General features: G+C 60.8%; 21 protein-coding genes. 13 read left to right on the top strand and 8 right to left on the bottom strand.

Features of this window, described 5'->3' with window-relative positions:
• Window positions 1-3: 3 nt before the first annotated feature.
• Together HDF15_RS11200 and HDF15_RS11195 are read right to left on the bottom strand one after the other, a co-directional pair.
• Window positions 4-1422, bottom strand: coding sequence for an ATP-binding protein (locus tag HDF15_RS11200; RefSeq protein WP_184255545.1), 1419 nt, complete (start codon window positions 1420-1422; stop codon window positions 4-6).
• Between the two features lie 80 nt (window positions 1423-1502).
• Window positions 1503-3140: an ABC-F family ATP-binding cassette domain-containing protein gene (locus HDF15_RS11195; protein ID WP_014267503.1), complete on the bottom strand. Its 1638-nt coding sequence runs from the start codon at window positions 3138-3140 to the stop codon at window positions 1503-1505.
• 157 nt (window positions 3141-3297) lie between these two features.
• Here HDF15_RS11195 and HDF15_RS11190 point away from each other — a divergent pair, with 157 nt between their 5' ends.
• Window positions 3298-3906 carry a hypothetical protein gene (locus HDF15_RS11190; protein WP_184255543.1) on the top strand — a complete coding sequence of 203 codons (609 nt, stop codon included), beginning with the start codon at window positions 3298-3300 and terminating at the stop codon, window positions 3904-3906.
• A gap of 287 nt (window positions 3907-4193) precedes the next feature.
• On the opposite strand, the gene HDF15_RS11185 is transcribed toward HDF15_RS11190, so the two are convergent.
• The gene (locus HDF15_RS11185; RefSeq protein ID WP_184255541.1) at window positions 4194-6014 is read right to left on the bottom strand and encodes a DUF6600 domain-containing protein; all 1821 of its coding nucleotides are present in this window, start codon (window positions 6012-6014) and stop codon (window positions 4194-4196) included.
• 161 nt (window positions 6015-6175) lie between these two features.
• Entirely contained in the window at window positions 6176-6784 is a 609-nt protein-coding gene (locus HDF15_RS11180; protein ID WP_184255539.1) for a thiamine phosphate synthase, read from the bottom strand.
• A gap of 99 nt (window positions 6785-6883) precedes the next feature.
• Between HDF15_RS11180 and sthA the strand changes: the two genes are divergently transcribed.
• Together sthA and HDF15_RS11170 are read left to right on the top strand one after the other, a co-directional pair.
• Window positions 6884-8278: a Si-specific NAD(P)(+) transhydrogenase gene (gene sthA, locus HDF15_RS11175; protein WP_184255537.1), complete on the top strand. Its 1395-nt coding sequence runs from the start codon at window positions 6884-6886 to the stop codon at window positions 8276-8278.
• Between the two features lie 95 nt (window positions 8279-8373).
• A complete protein-coding gene (locus HDF15_RS11170; protein WP_184255535.1) occupies window positions 8374-9327 on the top strand; it encodes an ROK family protein in 954 nt (317 codons plus the stop codon).
• Window positions 9328-9572: 245 nt separating this feature from the next.
• On the opposite strand, the gene mutM is transcribed toward HDF15_RS11170, so the two are convergent.
• The gene (mutM, locus tag HDF15_RS11165; RefSeq protein WP_184255533.1) at window positions 9573-10466 is read right to left on the bottom strand and encodes a bifunctional DNA-formamidopyrimidine glycosylase/DNA-(apurinic or apyrimidinic site) lyase; all 894 of its coding nucleotides are present in this window, start codon (window positions 10464-10466) and stop codon (window positions 9573-9575) included.
• 98 nt (window positions 10467-10564) lie between these two features.
• On the opposite strand from mutM, the gene HDF15_RS11160 reads away from it, so the two are divergent.
• The 5 genes from HDF15_RS11160 to HDF15_RS11140 all read left to right on the top strand — a co-directional run bounded on the left by HDF15_RS11160 (window position 10565) and on the right by HDF15_RS11140 (window position 15588).
• Entirely contained in the window at window positions 10565-12103 is a 1539-nt protein-coding gene (locus HDF15_RS11160) for a hypothetical protein (RefSeq protein ID WP_184255531.1), read from the top strand.
• A 59-nt stretch (window positions 12104-12162) separates the two neighbouring features.
• The gene (locus tag HDF15_RS11155; RefSeq protein ID WP_184255529.1) at window positions 12163-12681 is read left to right on the top strand and encodes a DUF1572 family protein; all 519 of its coding nucleotides are present in this window, start codon (window positions 12163-12165) and stop codon (window positions 12679-12681) included.
• A gap of 412 nt (window positions 12682-13093) precedes the next feature.
• Window positions 13094-14419 carry an adenylosuccinate synthase gene (locus HDF15_RS11150; RefSeq protein WP_184255527.1) on the top strand — a complete coding sequence of 442 codons (1326 nt, stop codon included), beginning with the start codon at window positions 13094-13096 and terminating at the stop codon, window positions 14417-14419.
• Window positions 14420-14627: 208 nt separating this feature from the next.
• Entirely contained in the window at window positions 14628-14915 is a 288-nt protein-coding gene (locus tag HDF15_RS11145) for a putative quinol monooxygenase (protein WP_014267489.1), read from the top strand.
• Between the two features lie 157 nt (window positions 14916-15072).
• Window positions 15073-15588: a nuclear transport factor 2 family protein gene (locus HDF15_RS11140; protein WP_311733081.1), complete on the top strand. Its 516-nt coding sequence runs from the start codon at window positions 15073-15075 to the stop codon at window positions 15586-15588.
• Window positions 15589-15879: 291 nt separating this feature from the next.
• Here HDF15_RS11140 and HDF15_RS11135 read toward each other — a convergent pair whose 3' ends face one another.
• Window positions 15880-16236 (bottom strand): hypothetical protein, encoded by a 357-nt coding sequence (locus tag HDF15_RS11135; protein ID WP_184255523.1) that lies wholly within the window; start codon window positions 16234-16236, stop codon window positions 15880-15882.
• A gap of 87 nt (window positions 16237-16323) precedes the next feature.
• Window positions 16324-16902 (bottom strand): HIT domain-containing protein, encoded by a 579-nt coding sequence (locus HDF15_RS11130; RefSeq protein WP_184255522.1) that lies wholly within the window; start codon window positions 16900-16902, stop codon window positions 16324-16326.
• A gap of 375 nt (window positions 16903-17277) precedes the next feature.
• Here HDF15_RS11130 and HDF15_RS11125 point away from each other — a divergent pair, with 375 nt between their 5' ends.
• The 5 genes from HDF15_RS11125 to HDF15_RS11105 all read left to right on the top strand — a co-directional run bounded on the left by HDF15_RS11125 (window position 17278) and on the right by HDF15_RS11105 (window position 23555).
• Entirely contained in the window at window positions 17278-19242 is a 1965-nt protein-coding gene (locus HDF15_RS11125; RefSeq protein WP_184255520.1) for a 30S ribosomal protein S1, read from the top strand.
• 486 nt (window positions 19243-19728) lie between these two features.
• Window positions 19729-21120, top strand: coding sequence for a serine hydrolase (locus HDF15_RS11120; RefSeq protein ID WP_184255518.1), 1392 nt, complete (start codon window positions 19729-19731; stop codon window positions 21118-21120).
• Between the two features lie 673 nt (window positions 21121-21793).
• Window positions 21794-22174, top strand: coding sequence for a BlaI/MecI/CopY family transcriptional regulator (locus HDF15_RS11115; protein WP_184255516.1), 381 nt, complete (start codon window positions 21794-21796; stop codon window positions 22172-22174).
• Window positions 22171-22887 (top strand): M56 family metallopeptidase, encoded by a 717-nt coding sequence (locus HDF15_RS11110; protein ID WP_184255514.1) that lies wholly within the window; start codon window positions 22171-22173, stop codon window positions 22885-22887. Before HDF15_RS11115 ends, HDF15_RS11110 begins: the two co-directional genes overlap by 4 nt.
• The gene (locus HDF15_RS11105) at window positions 22806-23555 is read left to right on the top strand and encodes a TonB family protein (RefSeq protein WP_184255512.1); all 750 of its coding nucleotides are present in this window, start codon (window positions 22806-22808) and stop codon (window positions 23553-23555) included. Before HDF15_RS11110 ends, HDF15_RS11105 begins: the two co-directional genes overlap by 82 nt.
• Window positions 23556-23989: 434 nt before the next feature.
• Here the strand turns inward: HDF15_RS11105 and HDF15_RS11100 are convergent, their stop codons facing one another.
• Window positions 23990-26977, bottom strand: coding sequence for a ribonuclease R family protein (locus tag HDF15_RS11100; RefSeq protein WP_260331010.1), 2988 nt, complete (start codon window positions 26975-26977; stop codon window positions 23990-23992).
• Window positions 26978-26990: the final 13 nt, after the last annotated feature.

The following is a 26990-nucleotide window of genomic DNA, read 5'->3' as shown; positions in this document are numbered from 1 at the left end:
CCATCACGCGGCGAGGCTGAAGAAAAAGGTTGCGCCGTGGCCGAGTTCGCTCTCAGCCCAGATGGAACCCTGATGCCGGCGGATAATACGTGAGACGGTTGCCAGGCCGATACCGGAGCCTTTAAAGTCGCGATCCCCGTGCAGCCGCTGGAAGGCCGTAAACAGGCGGTCGACGTATTGCATGTCGAATCCCGCACCGTTGTCCCGAATGAAGTATACGGTGACGTCCTCCCGCACGTCACTGCCGAACTCGATGCGTGCGTCCGTGGTTCGTGAGGTAAATTTCCAGGCGTTGCCGATCAGGTTTTCCAGTGCGATACGCACCAGGCGAGGATCGGCCTGTGCCAGGACGCCCGGCTGGGCGATGAACAGAATCTTTCGGTCGGGATCGCCGGCGGCCAGCTCATCGAACACCAGGGTCGCAAGCTGGGAGAGATCGATGCGTTCGCGATGGACCTCGGAGCGGGTCACGCGCGAGAGCTGCAGCAGGGAATCGATCAGCATGCCCATGCGCTGTACCCCATTGCGGATGCGCGCAATATAGTCGCGGCCTTCATCGTTCAGGTTCTCGGCGAAGTCTTCCATCAACGCCAGCGAAAATCCATCGATGGTACGCAGGGGCGCGCGCAGGTCGTGCGAGACGGAATAGCTGAAGGCCTCGAGTTCCTGGTTTGACTCCGCCAGTGCCTGGGTCCTCTCCTGGACACGGCCTTCGAGTTCGGTGTTGACCCTCGTCAGCTCATTGTTGAGGGCCTCGATGGAGGCTGCCCCTTCGGCGATCTGGAGATGGCTGCGGTGGGCGCGAACCAGTTGTTCGAAGGCGGCTGCGATCAGAAGAATATCGAGCAGGGAGATGGCGATAAAGCTGATCCAGACCTCCTGGCTGGCATTCTTCGTCTCACGCGTGCGGTCGATGAGCAGACGATGCTCTTCGGATTCGATCTGGCTGATGGCGTAGGAGACGCTCTGGCCGCCGCCGGGAAAGTCGGTGAGCAGAGGTTCGAGTAGAGCGGGTTCGATCGGACCGGTAGAGTTGCCCGCCCGCATGGCGTTGGCGGAGTCGAGCGTCCCCATCTTGGCCGCCACACGGGTGCGCAGAAACCCGATGCGCTGCTGCTGTGTGGCGCTATCGGCCGTGAGGCGTTGGACCTGGTCGAGTTCCGCGAACACGCCCTGGGACGAGGCACGATACTGCCTCTCGAAGGTGGGTGAGCCCGTGAGGATATATCCGCGGACAGCGCTATCGGCCGAGCGCATATTCAGGGCCAGGTTCTCGGTGTGCGACAGAACGTCCAGGGTCTGCGACAACCAGCCCTGCGTCGTGAACAGCTTATTCAGCGCCCGTCCGACCATCCACGTATTCAGCGCTACAACAAGGATCGCGCCCGTCATCAAGAGGCGGTATACGCTGCTCTTCTTCATACAGGTTCCAAGCTATCAGACTGTAAGAACGCGGCAATAGTTGTGTGGGCTATCGGTTTACGAGGCGGAAGCCCTGATAGCTACTTCGCAGTCATCTTGAGTTGCTCTTGGTACTCCTCGTACGGTCCCTTGTGATCGGTGATGCGGAAGTCGGTGGGGCCGCCTTCGAAGTGCCAGATGCGTGTACCGGCCTCTTCGATCAGGTCCTGATCGTGTGTGACGAGGAAGACCGTGCCTTCGTACTTCTGGATCGCCTGGTTGAGCGCGTTGATGCTCTCCAGATCAAGATGGTTCGTCGGTTCGTCGAGCACCAGCACGTTTGGCTTTTGCAGCATGATCTTGCAGAAGAGCAGTCGTGCGGCCTCGCCGCCGGAGAGGGCGTCGGTCTTCTTCAGGCCTTCCTCGCCGCGGAAGAGCATCTGGCCGAGGATGCCGCGAATGTCTTCCTTCGTGGCCTTGGGGTCGTACTGATGCAGCCAGTCGCTGGCGGTCATGCCGAGCTGGATCGAACCCTTGTGGTCCTGCGCGAAGTAGCCGATCTGGACCTCGTGGCCCCACTTCACAGTACCCGAGTCGATCGAGACGTCCTTCTCTTCAACGCCCGGACCGTTGGCCAGCAGCGCCTTCAACAGCGTGGTCTTGCCCTGGCCGTTACGGCCGATGAGAACCACCTTGTCGCCGCGGTTTACAGACGCCGTGAAGTTGTTGATGACGTGCTCGGTCTTGCCGTCGGGCTGCGAGTAGGACTTGTTGACCTTCTCGAACTCCAGAACGTTCTTGCCGGAGGGACGCTCCATCTTGAAGGCGATGAAGGGGCGCGCAATGTTGGAGCGAGCCAGTTCGCTGGTCGCCAGGCGCTCGACTTCCTTCTTACGCGAGTTCACCTGCGAGGAGCGCGTACCGGCCGAGAAGCGGGCGATGAAGTCGTTGAGTTGGGCGATCTTCTTTTCGCGCTGCTCGTTTTGGCTCTCGATGCGGGTGCGGACGCTGGTCTTCTGCAGCACCATGTCGTCGTAGCCGCCGTTGTAGGTAATGATCGTCTCGTAGTCGATGTCGGCGATGTGCGTGCAGACATTGTTGAGGAAGTGCCGATCATGCGAGATGGTGATGACGGTGCCGTCGTAGCGGTTGAGGAACTCCTCGAGCCAGTGGATGGATTCGAGATCGAGATAGTTCGTCGGCTCGTCCAGCAGCAGCGCCTGCGGGTTGCCGAACAGCGCCTGCGCGAGCAGCACGCGCACCTTCTGGCCGCCCTGCAGCTCGCTCATCTTGCGGTCGTGGAGCTCATCCGGGATGTCGAGACCCTGGAGCAGGACGGCGGCGTTGGCCTCGGCCTCGTAGCCGTCCTCATCGCCGACGATGCCTTCGAGCTCACCCAGCCGCGAGCCGTCTTCGTCGGTCATCTCTGGCTTGTTATAGATAATCTCGCGCTCTTCCATCGCCGCCCACAGGGACTTGTTGCCCATAATGACGGTGTCGACGACGCGATAGGCGTCGAACTCGTACTGGTTCTGCTTGAGCACGCCGAGCTTCTTGGGGCGGACGACGGTGCCCTTCTGGGCGTCGATCTCGCCGGTCAGAACCTTCATGAAGGTGGATTTACCAGCGCCGTTGGGGCCGGTCAGGCCGTAGCGACGGCCGGTGGTGAACGTCACGGAGACGTCCTCGAAGAGCAGCTTTGCGCCGTAGCGCATGGTCACATTAGAGACGGAAATCATCAACTATATTTTCTCACGGCGACTGTGGGATAGACAGGGCTGAGGCCTGAAACTCCTGCGGTTATCTCAGGAAATTGACGAAGCCGCGACTTATACTCTGGTATTCTTCGCTGCAACCGCCATGTCCCTCACTCCTCCGGCCCGGTAACATCAACTGATGCCTCTCGATTCCCTTAACTTCCATCGCGCCGAGTACGGTAGCGCTACTCCCCTCGCGGAGAACTGCGAATTCTGCACGCGCGGGCTGGGTGGCGAGTACTTCAGCGTGGACCATCATCGTGCCTGCGGACCCTGTGCCGCTCGCGTGGATGCTATGCAGGCTGCGAATACCTCGAAAGTGTTCCTGCGATCTATCGCTACCGGAGTCCTCGCTGCAGCGATGTCAGGCCTCGTCTATTTTTCCCTTTACCGTCTTACCAATGGCTCCTGGATGGTCTTCGCCGCGATCGGCGTCGGCTATGCCATTGGCAAGGCGATGCGCGTTGGCTCCTACGGCTTCGGCGGGCGCCGTTACCAGGTGATGGCCGCGCTGTTGACCTATATGGCGGTCGTTCTGGCGTCTACCCTGGTTCTTGTCGGATCGCATGAGTTGCCCCTTTGGCTTTATCCGCTGCTCCTGTTTGCGCCGCTGATCCAACTCTTCATCGGACATTTCAGCCTCGCGGCGCTGCAGCTGTTATTCGCCCTTGTGGGGATGCGCTATGCGTGGATACTCATGGCCGGTAAATCCTGGAAGATCACTGGGCCGCATCCGTTTGGGGAGTAGTTTGTCCATCTCGTAATGCATGGCATTCGATTGCGCGAAGCGCGTTCCGTGACGCTTCAGCGTCACGAAGACGGAGGGAGCCGTAGCCTTTAGGCTACGGAACAAGGGGCCACGCAAGAATTGGGCTTTAGCCCCGGGCCTTTTGTCCGCAGCCGAAAGAAGGCCCGGGCCTAAAGGCCACATCTTTGCCAAATCTGAATTCCGTAGCCTAAAGGCTATGGCTCCCTCCGCCTCCCCGGTGCTGAAGCACCGGGGAACGCGCTTTGCGCAATTTGGCAACTACATCCCTAATGCTTGCCACTAATCGGCGCAGGAGCAGCGTGAACGACCGGCTGAGGCATGGGGTGCGGCGGTGGTGGCGCGAAGTGCGGTGCCTGCTGCTGCGGTAATCCCACCGGCCGATTCTCACGAACATTGTCCATCTGCCGGGGGCTCAGGGGTCGTCCCGGCTCGGTGTTTTCCATGGCCTGCCGTTGCTGCTCGAAGCTCGGGCTGGGCGGCGGAGGCACTGCGCGATTGACCAGCGGGCGGGCCGCAGGCGCGGCGTGCAGTTCGGAGTTGTTCGCTCCCTCGTGCGAAGGCGAGACAGGCTGTTTGCCTCCCGTTGTATAAACCTCACTCGCCGAAGATGTAGCCGGAGAGGAGACCGGCTGACTCTGCGGAACGCGTGTCTCCAGCACTGGCCGTGCAATCTGACGCGGCACTGCCCGCGCAGGTATCGAAGCCACGATCTCCCGTGTCGGCGTGACCTGCGGGTGCGACAGCAGCGGGGCTGACGCCAGTTGCGGTGGCAGCGTCCGTAATGCGTTGCGGGCTACCGGTTGACCGCTCGCAAAGGACTGCTGCGGCATGGCCACCGTCGCGATTTGGCGATTGACGTAAACGCGATTGGCGTTCGAAGGCTGCCCTGAACCATTGCCGTGAGGGTTGTAGAAGGCCGCGGCCCCATTGCCGGCAAGGTTTTCGTTGACGCGATTCTGATACCGCACGCTGGCGTGATACCAGGGCTCATAGTGCTCGTGCGGTCCCAGGGGGAACCAGGCGGTGACGCCTGCGCCGCCTACGAACATCACCAGGGCAGGAGCATAGACCGGACGTCTCACCCGTGGTCCTGTTTCCCGCGGCCCCGGCGACCATCCCCAGCGATTGCCGAAGCGTGCCCAGCGGCCATAGTGAAAGGGAGCGAATCCCCAGGGTTCAGCCTCGACCCAGGTCCATCCCCAGGGTGCGATCCAGGCCCAGCGCCCATTGCGATAGGGCTGCCAGTCCACGGCGACTCCGGCCGGATACCACACAGGCCCGCCATCGGCAGAGGAGTTGTCCCAGTCTCCGTAGCCGTTGAGGTCTTCCGCCCCGATGGTGTTCGGATCGACATAGGCCTCTTCGCTGGAGGCAGCGTCCTGGTAGCTGTCGTCGCGTTCGGCGGAGAAGCTGTCGAGGTCATCCGGCTGCGTGCGCTCTACCTCTTGCGGGGTCACCGGGTTGGCTCCGGTAAGCTGCAACGACTCGCCCGGCTGCAGCGTCTGCCGGAAGCCCTGGGCTTCGACCTGCGCCTGTCCGGCGAGCAGCGTGAAGACGGCGGTGTCGGTATCGGGGTTGACGTCGATGCGCACATCGCCTGCCCCGAGCACGGTCACGGCGGCGTTGGGGGTATCGAGCTCGAGCGTCGTTCCCTGGTCGAGCGTAAAGGTGCGCAGATGCACGCTACCCTGTGCCAGCCCGAACTGCTCGAGCTGATCGGTCATCGCAGTGACGGTAAGATCGGTCTGCGAACCCAGTCGCACGGAGACCTGTCCGGTTTCGAGTTCGGCATCGGCTCCGTTGTCGGTATAGAGACGGTCCCCGGTCGTCAGCGGATAGTTGAGGCCGGCGGGGGTGAAGTCGGTGACGCTCGCCGGTTGCAGCGAGACATTCCCGTTGAGCACGCTAATCCGAGCCACGACAGACGGTGGATCGGGCTGCGCGGTATCGACCGTGTCCTGGGGAGGGGGCGCAATCTGTGCCTCCTGGGCCTGAACGGCCATCGGGGCCAGAAAAAGTGCAAAGGCGAGTGGCCATACCCGGCGACTTTTAGGGAGGGATAGCGAAAAGCGCTGGGTCGACGGCATGACTTTCTCCTTTGTGCACGCTGGCACAATGCTCAAAAGTGTAAACCCGCTTTTTGGAGAAAGATTTGTGCTTATTGTCATGTCTTTGTCGTGGTTTGTATCGCAGTGGCTTACGTAATGGACGGTTTCATCACGATTTGGTTTTTAGTCGTTGCCGAACTTCAACCAAAGAGCCGAATCCCTGCGATCCCCGCCGCTCCAGCCTCAACACAAGCCCCGGCGTTCTCGGGGGTCACCCCACCCAGCGCAAGCACGGGGATGTTCCTGGCCACTGCGCACGCTTGCCGCAAGCTATCGATTCCACGGCCTTCCGTCACGACAACCTTGCCGACGCGCTTCTCGAACACCGGCCCGAACAGGATCAGGCTGGCGCCCAGGGCACAAGCCTGGTCGACCTCAACGAGGCTGTGGCACGACATGCTGACGATAGCCGCGTTCGCATAAAGCTGTTGCACCTGTGCGGGCGTCAGGCCCTCGTGCTGTCCCGTCAGATGGACGCCGTCAGCCCGGGCGGCGATGGCCACATCCACGCGGCTGTTGATCAGCAGTTTTGTGTGACCGCCCTCTTCGCGGAAGATCGCCGCCATCGCCTCCGCCAACGCCAGGAGTTCTCCGGCTTCGATCGTCTTCTCGCGAAGTTGCACGAAATCAATCTCTTGGCGGGCCCATCGCCGTGCATCGGCGATCAACTCATCATGCCGGGTCACGGCATCTTCGAAACGCGAACCGTCGGTAATGGCGTAGCGGAGCACTTCGCACAGTGTATTCACAAAGTCTCCTCGCACGAAGGCATATGATAGACACCGGTGGCAAAGGTTTGCCCGCAGTTCAGCGCTTAACAATAATTTTTGGAGATATTCAAGACGCCTATGGGCACTGTTTACGACCTCATCGTCATCGGCTCCGGCCCTGCAGGGCAGCGTGCCGCCATTTACGGCGCCAAGTTGGGCAAAAGGATCGCCCTCGTCGAGATGCGCGAGGTGGTCGGCGGCGCTTGCATTAACACCGGCACTATTCCCTCGAAGACGATGCGCGAGGCGGTTCTCCATCTCTCCGGCTACAACTACAAGTCGATCTACGGCATGAACTACCGGGTGAAAGAGCGCATCACGATGGCCGACCTGGCCTTCCGGGTGCAGCACGTCATCAAGACCGAGATCGATGTGACCGAAGCGCAGCTCTCGCGCAACAACATCGAGATGCTGGTCGGCGTCGCCAGCTTTGAAGACGCCACGCACGTCAAGGTTACCAACACCAAGGGCTCGACGGTCTACGAGGCGAAGAACATCCTGATCGCCACCGGGACCAAGCCCGCCACCTCCGCGAAGGTCCCGATCAATGGGACCACCATCATTAACTCCGATCTGGTGCTCAACCTGACAACCCTGCCCAAGACGATGATTATCGTCGGCGGCGGCGTGATCGGCGTCGAGTACTGTTGCATGTTCGCCGCACTTGGCGTTCGGGTAACGCTCATCGAGCGCCGCCCCAGGCTGCTGGAGTTTGCCGATCAGGAGATCATCGAAGCCCTCAGCTACCACCTTCGCGACGCCCGCGTAACCATGCGGCTCAACGAAGAGGTGGAGTCGGTCGAGGAGATGGCCGACGGCACCGTGGTCGCCAATCTTGAGTCGAAGAAGAAGGTCCAGGCCGATGCGCTACTGTACGCCGTCGGACGGCAGGGCAACGTCGACGAGCTGAACCTGGCGATGGTGGGCGTGGATTCCGACTCTCGCGGCCGCATCCCGGTCGACAAGGACTTCCGTACCAAGCAGCCGACGGTCTTCGCGGTGGGCGACGTGATCGGCTTCCCCTCGCTGGCGTCGGTCTCCATGGAGCAGGGCCGCATCGCTGCTGCCCGCGCCTTCGGCGACGAGAGCATCGTCTCCAACCCGAGCTTTTACCCCTACGGCATCTACACCATCCCCGAGATCAGCTTCATCGGCAAGACCGAGGAGCAGCTCACCGAGGAAGACGTACCGTACGAGGTTGGTGTGGCGTACTACCGTGAGATCGCCCGCGGCCAGATCCGGGGAGATACGACCGGACGCCTGAAGATCATCTTCCATCGCGAAAGCCACGCACTGCTTGGCGTTCACATCATAGGGGAGGGGGCCAGCGAACTGCTGCACATCGGGCAGGCCGTGATGGCTCTTGGGGGCAAGCTCGACTACTTTGTCGAGACTGTCTTTAACTACCCGACGCTGGCTGAGTGCTACAAGGTAGCGGCCTTTAACGGTCTCAATCGCGTCGCCAACGTCTGACGCGTTTGACGGACGAGCCTTCGTCCAGCTAATGTCTCAGAACTTAAGGCTTTGATGGTGGGACGTGAACTCCCCTCAGCGAAAGGCAGCAAACGATGGCGAAATCCCAGGATGATTCATTGCAGACCGTAGGTGTCATCCTTTCCGAACGCGTTTATGCAGGTCTGATCGTGGGCCACAAGCTTACCGGCGAGCTGACGAGCTATCCGGCAGGCGATGCTTCCGCTGTATCCGCCGATTCTGAGGATGAGGGCACCCTGATCGAGTTGCCCACGGAGTCCATCGTCAAGGCGATCTGCCGTGTGGTCTCCGAGGTGGCGAAGGGGAACGAGAAGTCGATCTCGGCGGTCGGAATCGCGCTGCCCGGACTGATTCGCAACGGTGTCGTCGAAGAGGCTCCAAATCTTCCGCAGCTCAAGGGCGCGCGCATTCAGGAACTGGTTTCGACCGGGCTGGCCGCGTACGGTATCTCGGCGTCGGTCTGCGTCCTGAACGACGCGGACGCGATGGCTGCGGGCCTGGCCTCGCAGCACGACAAGCTCGACCACTTTATTCGCGTCTGGACGCTGGGCACGGGCATCGGCTATGGCCGGTATCCGTTCGCCGAGGGCGTCTGGGAGGGCGGGCACTCCGTGGTGACGCTCGACGAGAAGGAAAACTACTGCGGCTGCGGAGGCCGAGGACATCTGGAAGGCATCATGGGCCACCGGTCGATGCGGCTTAGATTCCTGGACATGGAACCGGAAGAGGTCTTCGAGGCCGCCAATCGCCGCGTCAATCCCGACCCGCGCTGCGTGGAGTTCAAGCACCTGTGGCACAAGGCCCTGGCCGCTGCGACCGCCAGCTCGATTCATATGGCCGGCTCAGGCAAGTTCTTCATCACCGGCTATAACGTGCGCTTCCTGGACCTGAAGCTGTTCAAGGACTACATGCACCAGATGGTGAAGATGAGTCCGATCCAGGGGTATTCCATCGAGGTCGTCGATGACGAGCAGCTTAGCCGGGTGATTGGTGCGGCGGTGGCGGCGGAGCAGGCTCACGGGCGGTAGGCAGCCTCTTCTACTACCCATACCTTGTCATCTCGACCGAAGGCGCGCTTTTTGCGCCGTAGTGGAGAGACCCCTGTATTTTGAGGGTGCATAGGCTGCCCATATCCCTAACCGAAAGCAATATCGCTGCTTCGGCAGAATACAGGGGTCTCTCCACTGCGCATGACATAAAGCCGTCATGCTCCGGTCGAGATGACAGCATTTGGGGTGGGTGTGTAGAGGGCGTGTAGCTGCCGCTGCGCAATCTATCGCTGGCACGTCGGGCAATACACTGTCGTTCGCCCGCCGACGACAATTTTCTTCAGCCCCGCCCCGCAGTCTTTGCAGTCTTCGCCCGCCCGGCTATAGACCTTGTGCTCGAGTTGAAAGAACCCGCGCACCCCATCCGCGTCCACGTAATCCGAGACCGACGACCCGCCCAGCTTGATGGCATGCGCCAGCACCTGCTGCAAGGCCTCATGCAGGCGGCCAAGCTCTGCCCGCGTCAGCTTGCCTGCCTGTTTCCGTGGCCGGATGCCCGCGCGAAACAGGCTCTCATCCGCATAGATATTCCCCACCCCATGCAGGATCGACTGGTTCAGGAGTGCGGCCTTGATCGCCAGCTTGCGCCCCTTGAACAGTCCGGCAAACTCTTCTTCGCTCACGGTCGTCGGCTCGACACCCGGCCCCGTGTAACCCTCTTCGGTGGTCACCACCGAGAGCCGCCCGAACCGTCGCGGGTCGACAAACCGCACCTCACGGCCATCAGCGAGCGCAAGCACCGCATGGGTATGCGGCGGCAGCGGAACCTCCGCCTGCGACACCAGCAGCCGCCCGGTCATCCCCAGATGAACTAGAAACTGCGCCGTATCTTTCGTGCCTTTGTTCTTGTCTTTGCCTTTGCCCTTGCTTTTCTGGTTGTCATTCCCGGAGGGAATCTGCTTCGTGCCACTGCCACCGCGTACCAGGTCCATCACGATCGTCTTGCCGACCCGCCGCACTTTTTCAATCTTTGTTCCAGTCAGCGTTTCAACGATCTCAGTTTCGGGAGACTTAAACGTCTGCGGCTTCCCACTGGTCCACACACTTACGATTCGCTGTCCACGGACGCGGGCATCGACCCCATTGGCAACGGTTTCGACCTCAGGTAACTCCGGCATAGCTATCAGAGTAAAGGGGCCGGCCCTGTCCGCGATAGACTAACCCCAAAGCCGGATATATAGATCGCCTGCCGGAAGTGACGGAGACCTCAGCCTCGATGGGCCCATTTCAGCGAATCCTCAAAAATCTGGGAGCCATGTTTGCGGGCAAGATCATCTCCATCATTCAACAGGTGGTGATCCCGCCGATCTTCATCTATCGCTACAGCACCGCCGGATTCGGCGAATGGCTGGCCCTCTCCGGGGCGGTTTCCGCGCTCGGAATGCTCAACTTCGGTGTCCAGACCTACATGAACCAGGACCTCGCCGTCCGCTTCCAGCGCGGAGAGACCCAGGGCTACCACATCCGTCAGTCGACCGCGTTGCGGCTGCTCATCGGCGTCGTCTTCACCGCTGCCGTTCTGCTGCTCGCCTTCTTCGCGATTCCGTTCGACACGCTGCTCAAGCTCCACATCTCGCGCTCCGCCGCGCAGTGGGCGCTCTACCTCCTCGCCCTGCAGGTACTGTTCATGATCCTCTTCGGATATCTGAGCGGTATCTTCATGGGCGTGGCCATGGCCCACCGGGGAGCCCACTGGAACAACGCGCAGGCCCTGGCCAGTTCGTTGGGATTGCTGGCCGGCGTTGTGCTCCACGCGCCGTTTCCGGTGCTGGCGGGGATCCAGCTCTCCTGTCTCCTGATCTGCTCCGTGGGCGTCCTCATCGACCTTCGCCGCACCGCGCCCGAGCTCTTTCCCAGCCTCCGCTTCTGGGACGGCCCGGCGGTCAAGGACATCCTCAAGGGCAGCGGCTACTTCGGCCTCATCGAGATGAGCACGTTCCTCACCTACTCGGCCCCTCTGCTTCTGCTGCAGCGCATGGCCGGGCCGGTGGCCGTGGCCGGCTTCGGCCTGATGCGGATCATCTTCTCCATGTGCCGGCAGGTGCTGGCGATGTTTACACAATCCATGGGGCCGGAGATCACCAACCTCTTCGGTCGCCGCGACTGGCCCGCCCTCACCCGTCTCTACGACTACTCCGAACGGCTGATCTTCTTCCTCATCTCTCTGGTAAATCTCAGTGTCCTGATGCTTTCGCCGGTCATCATCACGCTCTGGGTGCATAAGAAGGCTATTGCGGGAGCGCCGCACCATAACGTCAGCGAACTCTTCGCGGTTTACCCCTACGTGCTCTCTTCGGCGCTCTCCATCGTGATCAGCCTCAAGGAGCACAAGTTCCAGTTCCAGTTCTCCACCAACACGCACGTTGAGCTGGCCAAGGTGATGTTCTTCAGCTATCTCGGGATGGTGATCGTCTCTGTCGGGACCATCTACTATGGCGGGGTCACCGGCTTCCTCTGGACGTGGCTCGTCGTCGAGACCCTGCAGACGGTGCGCCTCATCCGGCTGAACGAAAAGCTCTTTGCCCACATCGAGAAGATCGATACGGTCTACATCACCCGGCTGCTGCTAATCTGCATTGTCTGCCTTTTCGCGGCATTTGCCGCTTTGACCCGGACCTCGACTCTTCCCCTGGTGACCCAGGCCTTGATCGCGGTTCTGTCAGCCGCACTGGTCGGGGGGCTTGGTTGGCAGGTCTTCCACGTCCGGGAGGTCTTCTCCAGCATGATGGGGCGTCTGACGAAGCGTTTTGCCTGAGGTCTCTCCTCGGAGATCGTTTAGCTTTCCCGGAGGGAGCCAGGAATAAGATGGAGAACATGCCAAACAACGCTGTAGCCGAAAATTTTCTCGCCTTTGCGGTCAAACGCCTGCGCCTTTCGGTGCAGGATATCGATCGCTGTCTCGACAGGCTGACCCCGGCGCAGATATGGCAGCGTGGCGGGGACTACGAGAACTCCATCGCCAACCTGTTGCTGCATCTCGAAGGCAATACGCGCCAGTGGATCCTGCACGGGATCGACGGCCAGCCCGATGTGCGGCAGCGGGATGACGAGTTCGCCCTGCAGCCCACGGCTGCGGTCCGTGAGGTCCGCGCCCGGTTCTCGGCGACGCTCGAAGAGGCCTGCAATGTGATCGCCACGCTCTCCGGCGGCTCTCCGGAGCGGCTGCTCACGGTCATCGACCCGCAACCCAACAGCATGTGGCGCAACCCGACCATCCTCGAGGCGATCTCCCTGGTCACCGGGCATATTCAGTTGCATACCGGCCAGATCATCCTGCTGACCAAGCAGCTCGTGGCCGATGACCTCGACCTCTCCATGCCGCGCAAACGGTAGAGCGAACAAGGCTTTGTCTGATTTGGGATATCTGCTTACTTGCTAATGTGGCGAGTTGATAATGGGCCTAAGAATGGGATGTTGTAGATAGCGCGAAGCGCAAACCGTGACGCTTCAGCGTCGCGGGTCGGAGGGAGCCGTGGCCTTCAGGCCACGGAATAAGGGGCAGGCGAGAATCGGGCTTTAGCCCCGGGCCTTTTGTTCGCAGCCAAAAGAAGGCCCGGCCTAAAGGCCAAATCTTTGCTGAGCCTCTATTCCGTAGCCTAAGGGCTACGGCTCCCTCCGCCTCCCTGACGCTGAAGCGTCAGGGAACGCGCTTCGCGCTGTGGCGAACAGTATAAAATGACTCATGGGCGCGAGTGGAAACCCGCACGCGCACTCCCACCAGCAGTACACCCGGAGCAACCACCCCGTGAGTCAATCCCAGAGCAAGAGCCAGCGTCCGTCCGCCGTCATCCTTGGAGCCCAGTGGGGCGATGAAGGTAAGGGCAAGATCGTCGATGTCCTCAGCGAAAAGTTCGACATCGTCGCCCGTTATGCCGGAGGCCACAACGCCGGTCACACCGTCATCATCCACGGCAAGAAGTTTGTCCTGCAGCTCATCCCGTGCGGCGTACTGCGCCCAGGCTGCAAGGGCGTCATCGGCAACGGCGTCGTACTCGACCCGCAGGCCTTCCTCAACGAGGTCAAGAAGCTTCGCGAGGCCGGTCTCCCTGTCGACGAGCAGCTCTTCGTCTCGAACCGCGCCCAGGTCATCCTGCCGTACCACCGCATGATTGAGCTGGCGGCGGAGACCGCTCCCGGCCGCCAGACCATCGGCACCACGCGCCGCGGCATCGGCCCGGCGTATGAGGACAAGATCCACCGCAACGGGCTTCGCGTCGTCGACCTGCTGAACAACTCGCTGCTGCGCACGCACATCAACAACGCCTGCCACGAGAAGAACACCATCGCGCATGCGCTCTTCGGCACCGAGCCGCTCGATCCCCGGCAGATGTACGAGGAGTACGCCCGCCTCGCCGAGCAGATTGCTCCGTTCGTCACCGATACCGCCTACCTGCTCAACAACGCGATCGACCAGGGCCAGAATGTGATGTTTGAGGGCGCGCAAGGTGCGCTGCTCGACATCGACCACGGAACCTATCCGTTCGTTACCAGCTCCTCTTCGACCGCCGGCGGAGCCGTTACCGGCACCGGCGTCGGCCCGACGAAGATCGGCACCGTCATCGGCGTTACCAAGGCCTACGTCACCCGCGTCGGCGAAGGACCGTTCCCGACCGAGATCTCGGACGCCTCCGGCGAACTGCTGCGCGCTCGCGGGCAGGAGTACGGAGCCGTCACCGGTCGTCCACGCCGCTGCGGCTGGCTGGATATCCCATTGCTGCGCTACTCCAACATGATCAATGCGACGGAATGGCTCGTCGTCACCAAGATGGACGTCATGGACGAGTGCCCCGAGATTCCGGTCTGCACCGGCTACAAGATCGACGGTAAGTTCACGGACATCATCCCGGCCGACATCCGGGGCTTCGAGAAGATCGAACCCATCTACACCACGCTGAAGGGCTGGATGGCCCCGACCGAGGGCATCACCGAGTACGACAAGCTGCCGAAGCTGGCACAGGAGTACCTGGAGTTCGTCTCGCGCGAGAGCGGAGCCAAGATCGGCATGATCTCCACCGGCCCCGACCGTGTACAGACCATGACACAGCCCGGCTTCGACGAAGCGCTCGGCTAGAGCAGTATTGCTGAAGGTGTACCCGGGGGCGTGAATCTCAAGGTCGTTTTTCTCAACAAAAACGACACTCCTCTCCGTCTTCTGGGGGATAGTATCAGCAATACTGCTCTAAACAGACCGCCAGTAGAGGGTAGGCAGCGCCGCAAAGCTCTCTGTCTACCCTCTACCGGCTTTACCCAGAATTTTTACGTAGTACCCATAGGCCCTTATGATCAGCTTTATTGTCCGTCTGCGTTTCTCCCCGGAAGACCATGATTCCATCGAGAACATCCTGCGCGAGCTCACGCGCGAATCGCGTCTCGAGCCCGGTTGCGTCACCTATGTTCCTCATTTTGTGGATGGAGACGCCAATACCGTCGTCATCTACGAACAGTATCGCGACGAAGCCGCAGTCGAGCATCATCGCGCGACGCCGCACTTCGCCCAGTTCGCTATCGGGGGTCTTTACCAGAAGATGCTCGAGCGCGAGGTCGAGAATCTGACCTTTATTGCCTGATTTCCCCAGGCAGTATTCAGATAATTCAGACAAGACGAACACATTCCTGTTGCCCCGGCCCTGCATCCAACCTCCCATGAGGCCTTCGCATATCGCTGCCTTTGACTCGCGCCCGACTTCCGGTCTACTATCCGGTACGTCCATGCGTCGCTGCGCCGTGCATACAAGATCTGTCGCCCTCGTCCTCCTCCTTGCAACGGCGGTGCCCCTGCGGCTGGCTGCTGCGCCCCAACATAAGCGCGAAACCCGCGAACAGGTGGTCGCCCTGGAGCAGCAGTGGCGTCAGGCCGAGCTGGGCAACGATGTTCCGGCGATGGATAAACTGCTCTCCGACGATTACCTGGGGATTAGCGGGACTGGCGAGGTCCTGACCAAGGCCCAACAGCTCGATCACATGCGATTACGTCAGATCGTTATCACCTCGCTCGATATCTCCGATATCAAGGTCAAGCTGATTGGCCATATCGCCATCGTCAACTCTCTGGCGAAGCTCGAAGGGTCGGTCGATGGCCATTCCATGGACGGCAGCTATCGTTACACGCGCGTCTACCAGCACCTGCCCGGCGGGATGTGGAAGATTACGAGCTTTGAGGCTACGCGCATTCTTACGGGGAAGAGGGCCCAGGAGATACCCGCCGCAACGGATAAGTCTGATTCGCCCGGTTCGAAGTAGCGTTCACCAAGGTCATATCCTCTTGATCCACCCAAAACATTGTCATCTCGACCGAAGGCGCGCTTTTGCGCCGTAGTGGAGAGACCGCTGTATTTCGAGGGTGCCATTGCTGCCCATTCTCCTAATGGCAAGCGGCATTGCCAGCACAAGCAAAATACAGGGGTCTCTCCACTACGCATGACATAAAACCGTCATGCTCCAGTCGAGATGACAATGTTTTGCAGCTTCTTTGGCGCAAAGCAAAAGGGCCCGAGGGCCCTTTGTTTTGAATCATCCCAATCGTTTACGCGGCTACGCGACTTGGGACTGACTGGCAACCGGGATCACATTCTGAACGGATTTTGCCGTCAAAGCTCTCCGGGGCATGATGTTCAGTCCTGTAAGCCGACGGCTCAGGGAACGCGTTCCCCCCGTAATCTGTGCGTCTTCGGGCTCATCCATGAAGCTGATCACTTCCAGGGGGCCGGTGTTCAGACGTGTGTTGATCTCAGTAATGCGTGCCTGGGTTCCGAGGGCGCCGTCCTGGGGCTGGGACATCTCTGAGGTCCTGGCCCAGGGGGTTCCACCATGTCCGTTGCGCCGGAACGCAGAAGCGAAGCGGCTCCAGGGAATCTCAACGTTTTTCAAGCTGGAAATCGTCCGTCTCATCACATGACCTCACAGGAGAAGTAGCACCTGTTGGTGAGATGGCTGTTATCGAAAGGGAGTTGCACAAAAAGATTCCGCCTCGTCGAATCACTCCGCAGGTTCGGCGAGGAGTGCTAGGCGCAATCGCTGATAGCTCTCCGTGAGCATCTCCGGAAGGATGCGAGTCTCTCCGAGCACACTCATGAAGTTGTTGTCCCCCGACCAGCGAGGGACCGCGTGAAGATGCAGATGTTCGGCCACACCTGCGCCGGCCGACTCGCCCAGGTTCAGACCCAAATTCAATCCACCGGGCCGATACGCCTTGCGCAGAACCCGTTCCGCACGCCGTGCCAGCGTCATCAGCTCGGCGGCTGTCTCCGCCGGCAGCGCGGCGAGGCTTGCCTCATGCTGGTAGGGAAGCACCATGAGATGCCCGGTGTTGTAGGGAAAGGCGTTGAGCACCAGGAAGCAGTTTTGGCCGCGCTCCAGGATGTAGACGGCGGCATCGGCTTCGTCCTGTGCCATGCCGTGGGCCACGGCGTACTCTGTTGCCGCGAGCATATTGCAGAAGACGCAATGGGTCTCACCCGGCCACGCCGACAGGGCAGCCGGAACGCCGCGTTTCGATGTCCCCTTGTCCTGGCCGGTAACGTAAGAGTAGCGCCACGGCGTCCATAGCCTGTCCATCCCGAAAGTATAGGGGACAGAGTTGTGGGTCTATTTGCCCGTTTCCCTGGGAAAGAACACGGGGGCTGAAACTCTTTGTTACTTTTGGCTCGTCCATTCATCGAAGTTTCATGCAATCGAGCGGCAAAACGAACGTAGTCTTGTCCGATCATCGTTGTGATTCATTGACCCTTACTTGTACGACTGCTACACTTCTAATTGAGCTACTGTGTGCGGGAACCAGTCACGGCGGCTTCTGAAAGATGCTTTACCTCACTCCATCCGACATCATCGACTAGGAATACGTCCACAGCAGACGGCGACTTGCCGCCCCTGTAGCCTTTCCAGCCGAAGCCGGCCAAGTGAATCACTGGATCCCGGAGCACACGCATTCCCATGTCCGACCACAATCCTTCGAACCCCGAGAGTACAGCCCTGAACACCACATTGGAACCCACCGCGCCCGAAACGTCGGCCGAGCAGTTGACGGCCCCCACCGACCACACCTCCAACCCTGAAGTCCAGCCTCACGAGACTGCCGCAGCCAGTGCACAAAGCGAGCAGACCGTGCCTGAGGCTACGGCCGTCGCTGCTGTCTCCGCTGAAGCATACGAGCCCGAGTACGACGCTGAAGACTTTGCCCGTGCGCTCGAGAGCTTCGACCGCGAACAGGCAGCCGAGAAAGACGCCGCTCAATCCCTGACTGCCGAGGAAGCCGTTGTTACCGGCACCGTCGTCAAGATCACGGATAAGCATGTTGTCGTCGATATCGGGCTCAAGTCCGAGGGTCTCATTCCTCTGGAGCAGGTTCTGGATCACGCCGGAGCGCCGAAGTTCAATATCGGCGATCAGGTTGAGGTCGTTGTCGAGCGCGAAGAGCAGGAAGGCGGCTATCTCGTCAGCTACGAGAAGGCCCTCCGTCACAAGGTTTGGGACAAGCTCGAAGAAGCCGCGAACACCAAGACGCCCGTCAAGGGCATGGTGCTCTCGCGCGTCAAGGGCGGTTTGACTGTCGATATCGGCATCAAGGCGTTCCTGCCCGGTTCGCAGGTTGAGGTTCGCCCCGTGCGCAATCTCGACGGCTATATCGGCACCGAGATCGAAGTTCGCGTTATCAAGCTCAACAAGAAGCGTGGCAACGTCGTCATCTCCCGCAAGGAGCTGCTCGAGGAAGATCAGAACGCCAAGAAGGCTGTCACCCTTTCGACTCTCGAAGAGGGCTCGGTCTTCACCGGCGTCGTCAAGAACCTGACCGACTACGGCGCATTCGTCGATATGGGCGGCCTCGACGGCCTGCTCCACATCACCGACATGAGCTGGGGCCGTCTGACCCACCCCCGCGACCTCGTCAATGTTGGCGACGAGATCCAGGTCAAGGTCCTCAAGTTCGACAAGGAAAAGCAGCGCGTCTCGCTGGGCTTCAAGCAGTTGACGCCTGACCCATGGCTCGACGCGACCGAGCGCTACCCGATCGGTGCGCAGGTTCGTGGCCGCGTTCTCTCGGTGACCGACTACGGCGCGTTCGTCGAGCTGGAGCAGGGCATCGAAGGCCTGGTTCACGTCAGCGAAATGACCTGGTCCAAGCGGATGAAGCACCCCTCGAAGATGGTCAAGCCCGGCGACATCGTGGACACCATCATCCTGAGTGTGAACCCGAACGACCGCCGCATCTCGCTCGGCATGAAGCAGCTTCAGGACAATCCGTGGGAAGCTCTCGAGGACAAGTACCCGATCGGTGCTGTCATCGAAGGCCGCGTCCGCAACCTGACCGACTTCGGCGCCTTCATCGAGATCGAAGACGGCATCGACGGCCTCGTCCATGTCTCGAACCTGAGCTGGACCAAGCGCATCAAGCACCCCTCCGAAGTTCTCAAGAAGGGTGAGAAGGTCAAGGCGATCGTTCTGGGCGTTGAGCCTGAGAACCGCCGCCTGTCGCTCGGCGTCAAGCAGCTTCAGCCTGATGTCTGGGATACCTTCTTCGCGCAGCACCGTGTTGGCGACGTCATCAAGGGCAAGACTCTGCGCACGGCGCAGTTTGGAGCCTTTGTCGAGATCGCCGAAGGAGTCGAGGGCCTGTGCCACGTCTCCGAAGCGGTGGACGAGACCGGCAAGCAGATCACCCTGGAAGTCGGCGACGAGCACGAGTTCAAGATCGTCAAGATGAACCAGGAAGAGAAGAAAGTCGGACTGTCGATCAAGGCCGTTGGCGAAGAAGCCAGCCGCGCCGAGGTCGAGAGCTACAAGGAATCGAACAAGGGCAAGGGAAACCACGGCCAGAGCAGCAGCTCGAGCTCGTCGTCCTCCACCACCCTCGGCGACCTCCTCAAGTGGAAGCAGTCCGAGAACGAAGACAACAACTAGCTCATATCATCGAGCGACGAGAAAGGCCGCCCAAACGGGCGGCCTTTCTCGTGGCTTTTGTTTCTTCACGATGTTTGCCTTTGGCGAGGCGCTCACAGGGCAATGGCATAAGCATGAAGGCGATGACGTGAATGCCAAATTGAGTAAATGCAGTTTCAATCGGCACAGATTCAAGCCCCGAAGGGGCGACGTCATACCAGCCCAGGGCGAAGCCCTAGGTTACGGATCATAAATCGAGCAGAGGGCTGAAAGCCCAACCTAATTGGTAATCCGACCAGATAGGCCGGACCTGCAGCCCCCGATCTTTTCCTGCACATGACCCAGGGCTGCGCCCTGGGCTGGTATAGCGTCGCCCCTTCGGGGCTTGGAGCCGTGTCTGTCTCGATATCGTGCCTATCCTCCTACCGCTCTCTGCTTGCCTTGTTTCTGCCTATGGAACGCCTGTGCTTCCCCCGTCTCCACAGGCCTGCTATCCTCCATCCAGCCATGCGCACTCTTCTTGCCGCTGCTCTGCTAGCAGCCACCGCCGCCCACGCCCAACTCCCCGCCGACACTGAAGCCAATATCGCCGCCGCCGCCCAAAAAGCCCTCCACGACACAGGTGTCCCCTCTGTCTCCATCGGCATCGTGCAGCACGGCAAGATCGTCTACACTCATGCCTTCGGCCTGGCGCAGCTCCAGCCGGCGACACCCGCCGCCGCGGCGATGGCCTACCCCATCGGCTCGATCAGCAAGCAGTTCACCGCAACGGCGATCCTGCTGCTCCAGCAGGAGGGCAAGCTGTCCATCGACGATCCCGTCGGCAAGTACTTCCCCGAGCTCACGCGCGCTAACGACGTCAAGCTACGCAACCTGATGACCATGACCTCCGGCTACGAGGACTTCGCCCCGCAGGACTACATCATCCCCGCCTGGAAGAAGCCGATAGCCCCGATCGATAACGTGCATGAGTGGGCGGAGAAGCCGCTCGACTTTGAGCCCGGCACGCAGTGGCAGTACTCCAACACGAACTACGTGCTGCTCGGCCTGGTCGTCGAGAAGGTCAGCGGAGAGCCGCTGGGCAAATTCATCCGGGAGCGCGTGCTCGACCCGCTGCACCTCCAGGGAGTCTTCAACACCTATACGCAGCGCGAGAAGCTGCAGGTCCTAGGCTACGTCTCCTACGCGATGGCCACGCCTCGCGTGCAGCCGTTGGAGGCCCCCGGCTGGTACTTTGGCGACGGCGATCTGGCCATGCCCGCTGCCACGCTGCTGGCGTGGGATCTCGGCATCATGAACAAGTCGCTGCTCTCCCCCGCAAGCTACGCCGAGTTCGAGACCGCCTACAAGCTTCAGAACGGCACCAGCTCAGGCTACGGGCTGGGTACGTTCGTACGGGAGAAGGACGGTCATCGCGAGCTGGAGCATAGCGGCGAAGTCGGCGGCTACGTGGCCGAGAACGTCGTCTATCCCGACGACGGCCTGGCCATCGTCGCTCTCACGAACGAAGTCGCTTCGAGTGCTGCCAGCGAGGTCGTCAACGCCATCACCCCGCTCCTGCTGCCCGCCGCCGCGCCGGTGGTGGAAGCCTCCGCCGATCCTTTTGTAGCGCAGTTGAAGACCATCCTGTCCGGCCTGCAGCATAGCCAGATCGATCGCTCACTCTTTACGTCCGACACCAACGACTACTTCAACCAGGATGCGCTGAGCGACTTCCAGTCGACGCTCAGCCCTCTCGGTACGATCACGGACATTACGCGCACCCGGACAGCCCTTCGCGGCGGCATGACCTTCGGCCTATATCGTGTGGCCTTCTCCGGGGGGACGACCCTGCTGGTCGATGTGTACCTGAAACCCGACGGCAAGATCGAGCAGTTGCTGGTGGTGGGGAAGGCCTGATACATACTTTTCTAGAACTCGTTGCCCCACAGCGCGAAGCGCGTTCGTTGACGCTTTAGCGTCGCGGAGACGGAGGGAGCCGTAGCCTTTAGGCTACGGAATTTAGGCCTAGCAAAATGTGGCCTTTAGGCCCGGGCCTTCTTTCGGCTGCGAACAAAAGGCACGGGCTAGGTAGTTTCTGACGCATCGACGAGTACGCTTTTGCTGTTGTCTCTGAGATAGGCCCGGGCTTTAGCCCGGGTATTACGGAACAAATAGGAAGGGGGCTTCAGCCCCTGGGACAAGCCTTCCTCTCTCTTGGCATCTCTGCCTGCGGAGAGGAGAGCCTATCCCAGGGGCTGAAGCCCCTTTATCGCCTGTCCTGAATGTCCGGGCTAAAGCCCGGACCTATCTCAGAAGCAAAGACAAAAACAAAAGCCACTATCTCCGATTCGTCAGACACTACCTAAAGCCCGATTCCCACCTGGCCCTTATTCCGTAGCCTGAAGGCTACGGCTCCCTCCGTCTCCGCGACGCTGAAGCGTCACGGAATGCGCTTCGCGCAAATTGGCTGATGTTCCCAATAAACAGGGCCATTCGGATGATTTTCGTTTCCATCACCCGCAACTCCTAAGAACTTAGTTGACAAATTCTCCCGTCACGGCGTAATGTCCTAACTCAATAGGAGGTGGCCATGGGAGAACGAGAGAAGAACGCTTTAACCAAGCTAGAACTGCAGATCATGCAGGTGATATGGAAGCGCGGGCCCAGCAATGTAAGCGCGGTCCAGGAGGGGCTGGAGCAGGAGTTGGCCTATACGACGGTGCAGACGATGCTGAACATCCTGCAGCGAAAGGGCAAGCTGAAGCGTGAGCTGCGAGGACGAGCCTTTGAGTACAGCGCGACGGTCACCGAAGCCAAGGCCCTGGGCCATGCCGTAAAGGACCTGGTGGATCGGATGTTCGGCGGGTCCAGCGAAGACCTGGTAATGAGCCTGATCAAAAGCCGGCAGATCGACGCGAAAAAGATCGCGGAGTTGAGCAAGCGGTTGGAAGAGAAGGGCGGTGACGCATGAGAGCCTTCGAGACCTGGCTGCTGGCCTATCTGCTGAACTCGCTGTGGCAGGTTCCTCTGGTCTTTCTCGCGGCCTGGATCACGGCGCGAGCCGTTCGGCGCAACGGACCCCGGATGGAACACCGTATCTGGGTGAGCGCCCTGGCTCTCGAAGTGCTTCTACCGGCGTGTTCCGTGCAGCCTGTCCAACTGCTGCGCGAGGTATGGCAATTCCTGCCCGGAATCTGGGGAACGAGCACGGCGAAGGCCGGGGTAAGGGTTACGGTGGCGTTTGGCGAGGGTGCTGGACACGGAGCCCTCAGGCTTCCGGTAGCCATGCTGGCGGGAGTTGCGTTGGTGTATGCCGGCAGCGTGGTCTACTTCGCCGGTCGGTTGGCCTGGGGATGGTGGCGGACGGACGCGATCCACGACCGGGCAGAGCCGCTGGTTCTGACAGGAGAGGAGGCCGAGAGCTGGGAGTGCTCCTGCCGCGTCTTCAGAGTCAAGAATGCGGAGATCAGGGTGTCCCGCGATATCGCCGGACCCATGACGATGGGTATCTTCCGCCGGGCCATTCTGCTGCCGGTCGACTTGCAGGGGCATCTGTTGGACGAGGACTTCGACGCCGTAATCGCACATGAGTTCGCACACACATGCACCGGCGGGATTTCGCGAAGAACCTGCTGTACGAGGCGCTGGCCTTGCCGGTGGCCTACCATCCGCTGCTGTGGCTGACGCGCACACGGATGGTGGGGAGTCGAGAGATGGTGTGCGATGCCATGGCCGCGGAGACTGTCGCGGGAAGAGAGAACTATGCACGATCGCTGCTGCGGTTGGCCTCCCTGCTTGTGCACGGGACGCCGGCCAGGACACTTCACGCCATCGGAATCTTCGATGCCAACATCTTTGAGAGGAGAGTTATGAACTTGACTGAGAAGTATGTGGAACTGAGGGGCGTGCGTCGGCTGGCAACAGTGGTGGCGTGTGTGGTGTTGGGACTTGGAACCTGTGCGTCCGCGCTGGCTCTGCGGATGAATGTGTCCACACCGGTGGCACAGAGCGAAACGCCCTCGGCCTCCAGTAAGACCGTTCGGGTCTCTGGCAACGTGATGGCAGGCAACATCTTGACCAAGGTGCAGCCGGTCTATCCGCAAGAGGCAAAGGACGCAGGAATTCAGGGCACGGTTGTGCTACGCGCGGTCATCGGAAAGGATGGTGAGTTCCGGGCGCTACAGATCGTTTCCGGGCCGGAGGAACTCAAGAAAGCAGCGTGGGCTGCTGTCAAGCAGTGGACCTATAAACCCTATCTCCTCAATGGTGAACCCACCGAAGTGGAAACAAACATCATGGTGAACTTCATATTGAATGGATCAAACGCTGAATCGGCGCCGCAGAAACTGTAGGTCATTGTCACCGTTAGTACGATGAGTCGTTCATTTAATTAATGCGAAGGGTGTGATACCCCGCCGCTTGCGGCGGGGTTCTTCATTGGCGAAGAAGTATGGGGTGTTGAGGCGCGAAGCGCAAACCGCGACGCTTTAGCGTCACGGGGCGGAGGGAGCCGTGGCCTTTAGGCCACGGAATCAAGGGCAGGCAAGAATTGGGCTTTAGCCCCGGGCCTTTTGTTCGCCGCCGAAAGAAGGCCCGGGCCTAAAGGCCAATTCTCGTTAGGCCTCCAATTCCGTAGCCTAAAGGCTACGGCTCCCTCCGTCTCCCTGACGCTAAAGCGTCAGGGAACGCACTTTGCGCTGTGTTCAGCGGGGCATCCGTCTTCCCCGTAATGAAGAACTCCGCCGCGAGTGTTGGGTATCAGACCCTTCTGGCCGAATAATCCAACCTACCGCCGTCCCTTGTTCTTCTTGTTCCGTGCTCGTGTCTTCGTCTTCCCACTACGCTTTGGAGACAGGGGCCTCTCCGCCTTCGGTTCAGCCTTTGTACGCGTACGCAGCGAAGTAGCTTTCGGCTCCGTGCCGGGCAGCAGCGCGAACTGTAGCCGCCGTTGCTGGCGGTCGATCCGGTCGAGAATCACCTCAACCTTTTGCCCGATCCCGAAGACATGCCCCGTGCGCGCACCGACGATGGTGCGATCGGTGTCGCGGAAGCTGTAGAAGTCGCCGACGAGCGAGGCCAGCGGTACCAGCCCTTCAATGAACATGTCGTCGAGCTCGACAAAGAACCCATACTTCGTAGCGGACAGGATCACCGCGTGGAAGTCTTCGCCGACCTTGTCAGCCATGAACTTCATCTTCTTCCACTCGATGAGTTCGCGCTCGGCATCAGCCGCACGGCGCTCGGCCTGCGAGCTCTCAGAGGCGATGTCGTTCAACTCTTCCGCGGCGATGGGTTCAACACCGTCCGCGTTCCCCACAGCCTTGTCATCTCGACCGGAGGCGCGCTTTTGCGACGGAGTGGAGAGACCTGCAGGGGCGTGGTCCGACTGCACTGCGGGTCTCTCTGCTGCGACGGTAAATGACGCTGTCTTCGCGCGAGATGCCAGATACTTAGGTGCGCGCGACCGATCGAACTCCCCCTGCCACGGCTGCGGATCGGTCGACAGAATCGCACCGCCGCGCTCATCCGCGCCACGCCGCAGCATCGCCCGCACCAGCCGATGCACGATCAGATCCGGATATCTCCGAATCGGTGAGGTGAAGTGCGTGTACGAAGGCGAAGCCAGCGCAAAGTGGCCCTCGTTCTTCTCAGCGTAGCGAGCCTGCTTCAGCGAACGCAGCATCAGGTACGCGAGGATGCGCTCGGTCGGCGTACCGGAGATGCGCCGCACCAGCTTCTGATACATCTGCGGTGTGACCGGAATGCTGTCGGGAATCTCATGCTGCTGCGGTGAGCGCGAGTCGCGTCCGCGCGCACTCTTGCGCTGCGCATCGCGGCGATCGGTCTTCATCGTGAGCTTGCGCACCGGCAGGTTTCCCAGCCCCAGCGAGTGCCCAAAGCCAGACGCCGTTTCCTCGAACTCGACGATGCGCTTCGGATCAGGCATCTCGTGGATGCGATAGATCGACGGAATCCCTTGCCGCTCCAGCCACGTTGCGACGCACTCGTTGGCCGAGAGCATGAACTCTTCGATCAGCCGGTGCGACCATCCGCGCTCCGAGCGCACGATGGCCTTCATGTTGCCGTCGGGATCGAACTCGACGACCGGCTCAGGAAGGTCGAAGTCGATTGATCCGCGCCGCACGCGCTTCGCATTCAGCCGGAGAGCGAGCTCCAGCATCGCATCGAAGGCTGCCGGAAGGTCCGGCTGTTCAGCGGCAATGCGCTCGCGCTCGGCGATATCTTCGGCGCTGGCGGCTGCGGTGATTTGTTTGCCCTGGTTCCATGTCTCCGCGTTCGGCGACGCGTTGAGGCTGTTCTGAACGCTCGTGTAGGTCATGCGTCGCACGCTACGAATCACGCCTTCCGCCACTCGATAGCCGGCGATCTCGCCGCGAGGGTCGATCTCCATCACGCAGCTCAGGACGAGGCGATCTTCGTTCGGCAGCAGGCTGCACATGCCGCTCGAAAGTGCATGCGGCAGCATTGGCACGGCGCGGTCGGGGAAGTAGACGCTGGTTCCGCGCAGTCGGGCTTCGGTGTCGAGCGCGGCCCCCGGCCGCACATACCAGCTCACATCGGCGATGTGGACCTGCAGTTCGGTGTTGCCGTTTGCGAGTTCGCGAACCAGAACGGCATCGTCGAAGTCGCGCGCGGTCTCGCCATCGATGGTGACGATGGGCAGGCCGCGAAAATCTTCACGTGCTTCGAGATCTTCGGCGGGCAGGGAAGCGACGGTCTCCTGCGCCTGCTCGGTGGCTTCCGCCAACACTGCCGCAGGAAACGCATGCGGCAGATGGTGCTTGCGGATGATGATCTCGACATCGACGCCGAAGGCATCCGGCGGACCAAGCACCTCGATCAAGCGCCCGCGCGCAGGCCTGCCGGCAGAGGGGAAACTTGTAATCTCGACATCGACCGCCAAACCTTCGAGCGGCCACTGCGAATCAATATCGTTTTTGCTGTTGCCTTTGCTTTTCTTGTTGTCATTCCCGAAGGGAATCTGCTTCTCGCCGCCACTCCACCCCAGGGCCTGCTTCCGCGCCTCTTCCCCCAGCATTCTGTGGGGAGAATCGACCGTCGAAGCCACAACCTCCGCGCCCTCAGGGATCGCAATCATTCCGCTAATGCGCTCATCGAGCGGCGTCACGTAGTTCTCGCTCATGCCCGCGTCGTTGAAGTCGTGGTCACGGTTGCCACGCCGCCCCTGGGGCCGTGCATAGTGAAAGATTCCGACCACAGTCGGATTACGCCGTGTCAGCACCCGCGCAATCCGGCCTGAGCGCCGCCCGTCACGTCCCGGCGGAGCTTCGTCCACGAGCACCAGATCGCCTTGCATGGCGCCGTTGATCTCGTTCGGCGGGATGAAGATGTCTTCGAGCTTCTGGGCGCTTGCCGAACCGGCTTCGGGCCGCACGAATCCAAAGCCGTCGCGATGCAGATCGAGCCGCCCGCTCAACAGGCGATCCCGTCCCGAACGCGCGGCGGCCTCCATGCCATCCCACTTCGGGCGTCCTGTATCTCGAGCCTGAGGGGTGGAGGAGTTAGTCGCGCTCTCCGGCGGCTTGGGGATGGCCCACAGGCCTTCGCGCAGCGCTACCAGTTCACGGCGTGCCACCATGGCGGTCAACTGCTCTACCAGCAGGCGGCGTTCGTGTCCCCCGCCGAGTCCAAGCTCGCGGATGAGTTGTTTGTAGCCGGCTTTGCCGCCGGGTGAGCGGCTGATCCTGGCGAGTAGATCGCGGTCACTGCGGGGATGAGGAGTGCGGGACATCGTCTTCCATGAG

It is taken from the genome of Granulicella mallensis (genome assembly GCF_014203225.1).
Classification (GTDB): Bacteria; Acidobacteriota; Terriglobia; order Terriglobales; family Acidobacteriaceae; genus Granulicella; species Granulicella mallensis_A.
This window is presented reverse-complemented; position numbering and strand designations above follow the sequence as displayed.

Excerpts from the sequence above, each read along its gene's own strand:
- HDF15_RS11100 (WP_260331010.1), bottom strand. The coding sequence starts at position 26,977 with ATGTCCCGCACTCCTCATCCCCGCAGTGACCGCGATCTACTCGCCAGG.
- HDF15_RS11190 (WP_184255543.1), top strand. The coding sequence starts at position 3,298 with ATGCCTCTCGATTCCCTTAACTTCCATCGCGCCGAGTACGGTAGCGCT.
- HDF15_RS11195 (WP_014267503.1), bottom strand. The coding sequence starts at position 3,140 with ATGATTTCCGTCTCTAATGTGACCATGCGCTACGGCGCAAAGCTGCTC.
- HDF15_RS11185 (WP_184255541.1), bottom strand. The coding sequence starts at position 6,014 with ATGCCGTCGACCCAGCGCTTTTCGCTATCCCTCCCTAAAAGTCGCCGG.
- HDF15_RS11115 (WP_184255516.1), top strand. The coding sequence starts at position 21,794 with ATGGGAGAACGAGAGAAGAACGCTTTAACCAAGCTAGAACTGCAGATC.
- HDF15_RS11135 (WP_184255523.1), bottom strand. The coding sequence starts at position 16,236 with ATGAGACGGACGATTTCCAGCTTGAAAAACGTTGAGATTCCCTGGAGC.
- HDF15_RS11120 (WP_184255518.1), top strand. The coding sequence starts at position 19,729 with ATGCGCACTCTTCTTGCCGCTGCTCTGCTAGCAGCCACCGCCGCCCAC.
- HDF15_RS11125 (WP_184255520.1), top strand. The coding sequence starts at position 17,278 with ATGTCCGACCACAATCCTTCGAACCCCGAGAGTACAGCCCTGAACACC.
- mutM (WP_184255533.1), bottom strand. The coding sequence starts at position 10,466 with ATGCCGGAGTTACCTGAGGTCGAAACCGTTGCCAATGGGGTCGATGCC.
- HDF15_RS11160 (WP_184255531.1), top strand. The coding sequence starts at position 10,565 with ATGGGCCCATTTCAGCGAATCCTCAAAAATCTGGGAGCCATGTTTGCG.
- HDF15_RS11130 (WP_184255522.1), bottom strand. The coding sequence starts at position 16,902 with ATGGACAGGCTATGGACGCCGTGGCGCTACTCTTACGTTACCGGCCAG.
- HDF15_RS11200 (WP_184255545.1), bottom strand. The coding sequence starts at position 1,422 with ATGAAGAAGAGCAGCGTATACCGCCTCTTGATGACGGGCGCGATCCTT.
- HDF15_RS11170 (WP_184255535.1), top strand. The coding sequence starts at position 8,374 with ATGGCGAAATCCCAGGATGATTCATTGCAGACCGTAGGTGTCATCCTT.
- HDF15_RS11105 (WP_184255512.1), top strand. The coding sequence starts at position 22,806 with ATGCACCGGCGGGATTTCGCGAAGAACCTGCTGTACGAGGCGCTGGCC.
- HDF15_RS11110 (WP_184255514.1), top strand. The coding sequence starts at position 22,171 with ATGAGAGCCTTCGAGACCTGGCTGCTGGCCTATCTGCTGAACTCGCTG.
- sthA (WP_184255537.1), top strand. The coding sequence starts at position 6,884 with ATGGGCACTGTTTACGACCTCATCGTCATCGGCTCCGGCCCTGCAGGG.
- HDF15_RS11145 (WP_014267489.1), top strand. The coding sequence starts at position 14,628 with ATGATCAGCTTTATTGTCCGTCTGCGTTTCTCCCCGGAAGACCATGAT.
- HDF15_RS11155 (WP_184255529.1), top strand. The coding sequence starts at position 12,163 with ATGCCAAACAACGCTGTAGCCGAAAATTTTCTCGCCTTTGCGGTCAAA.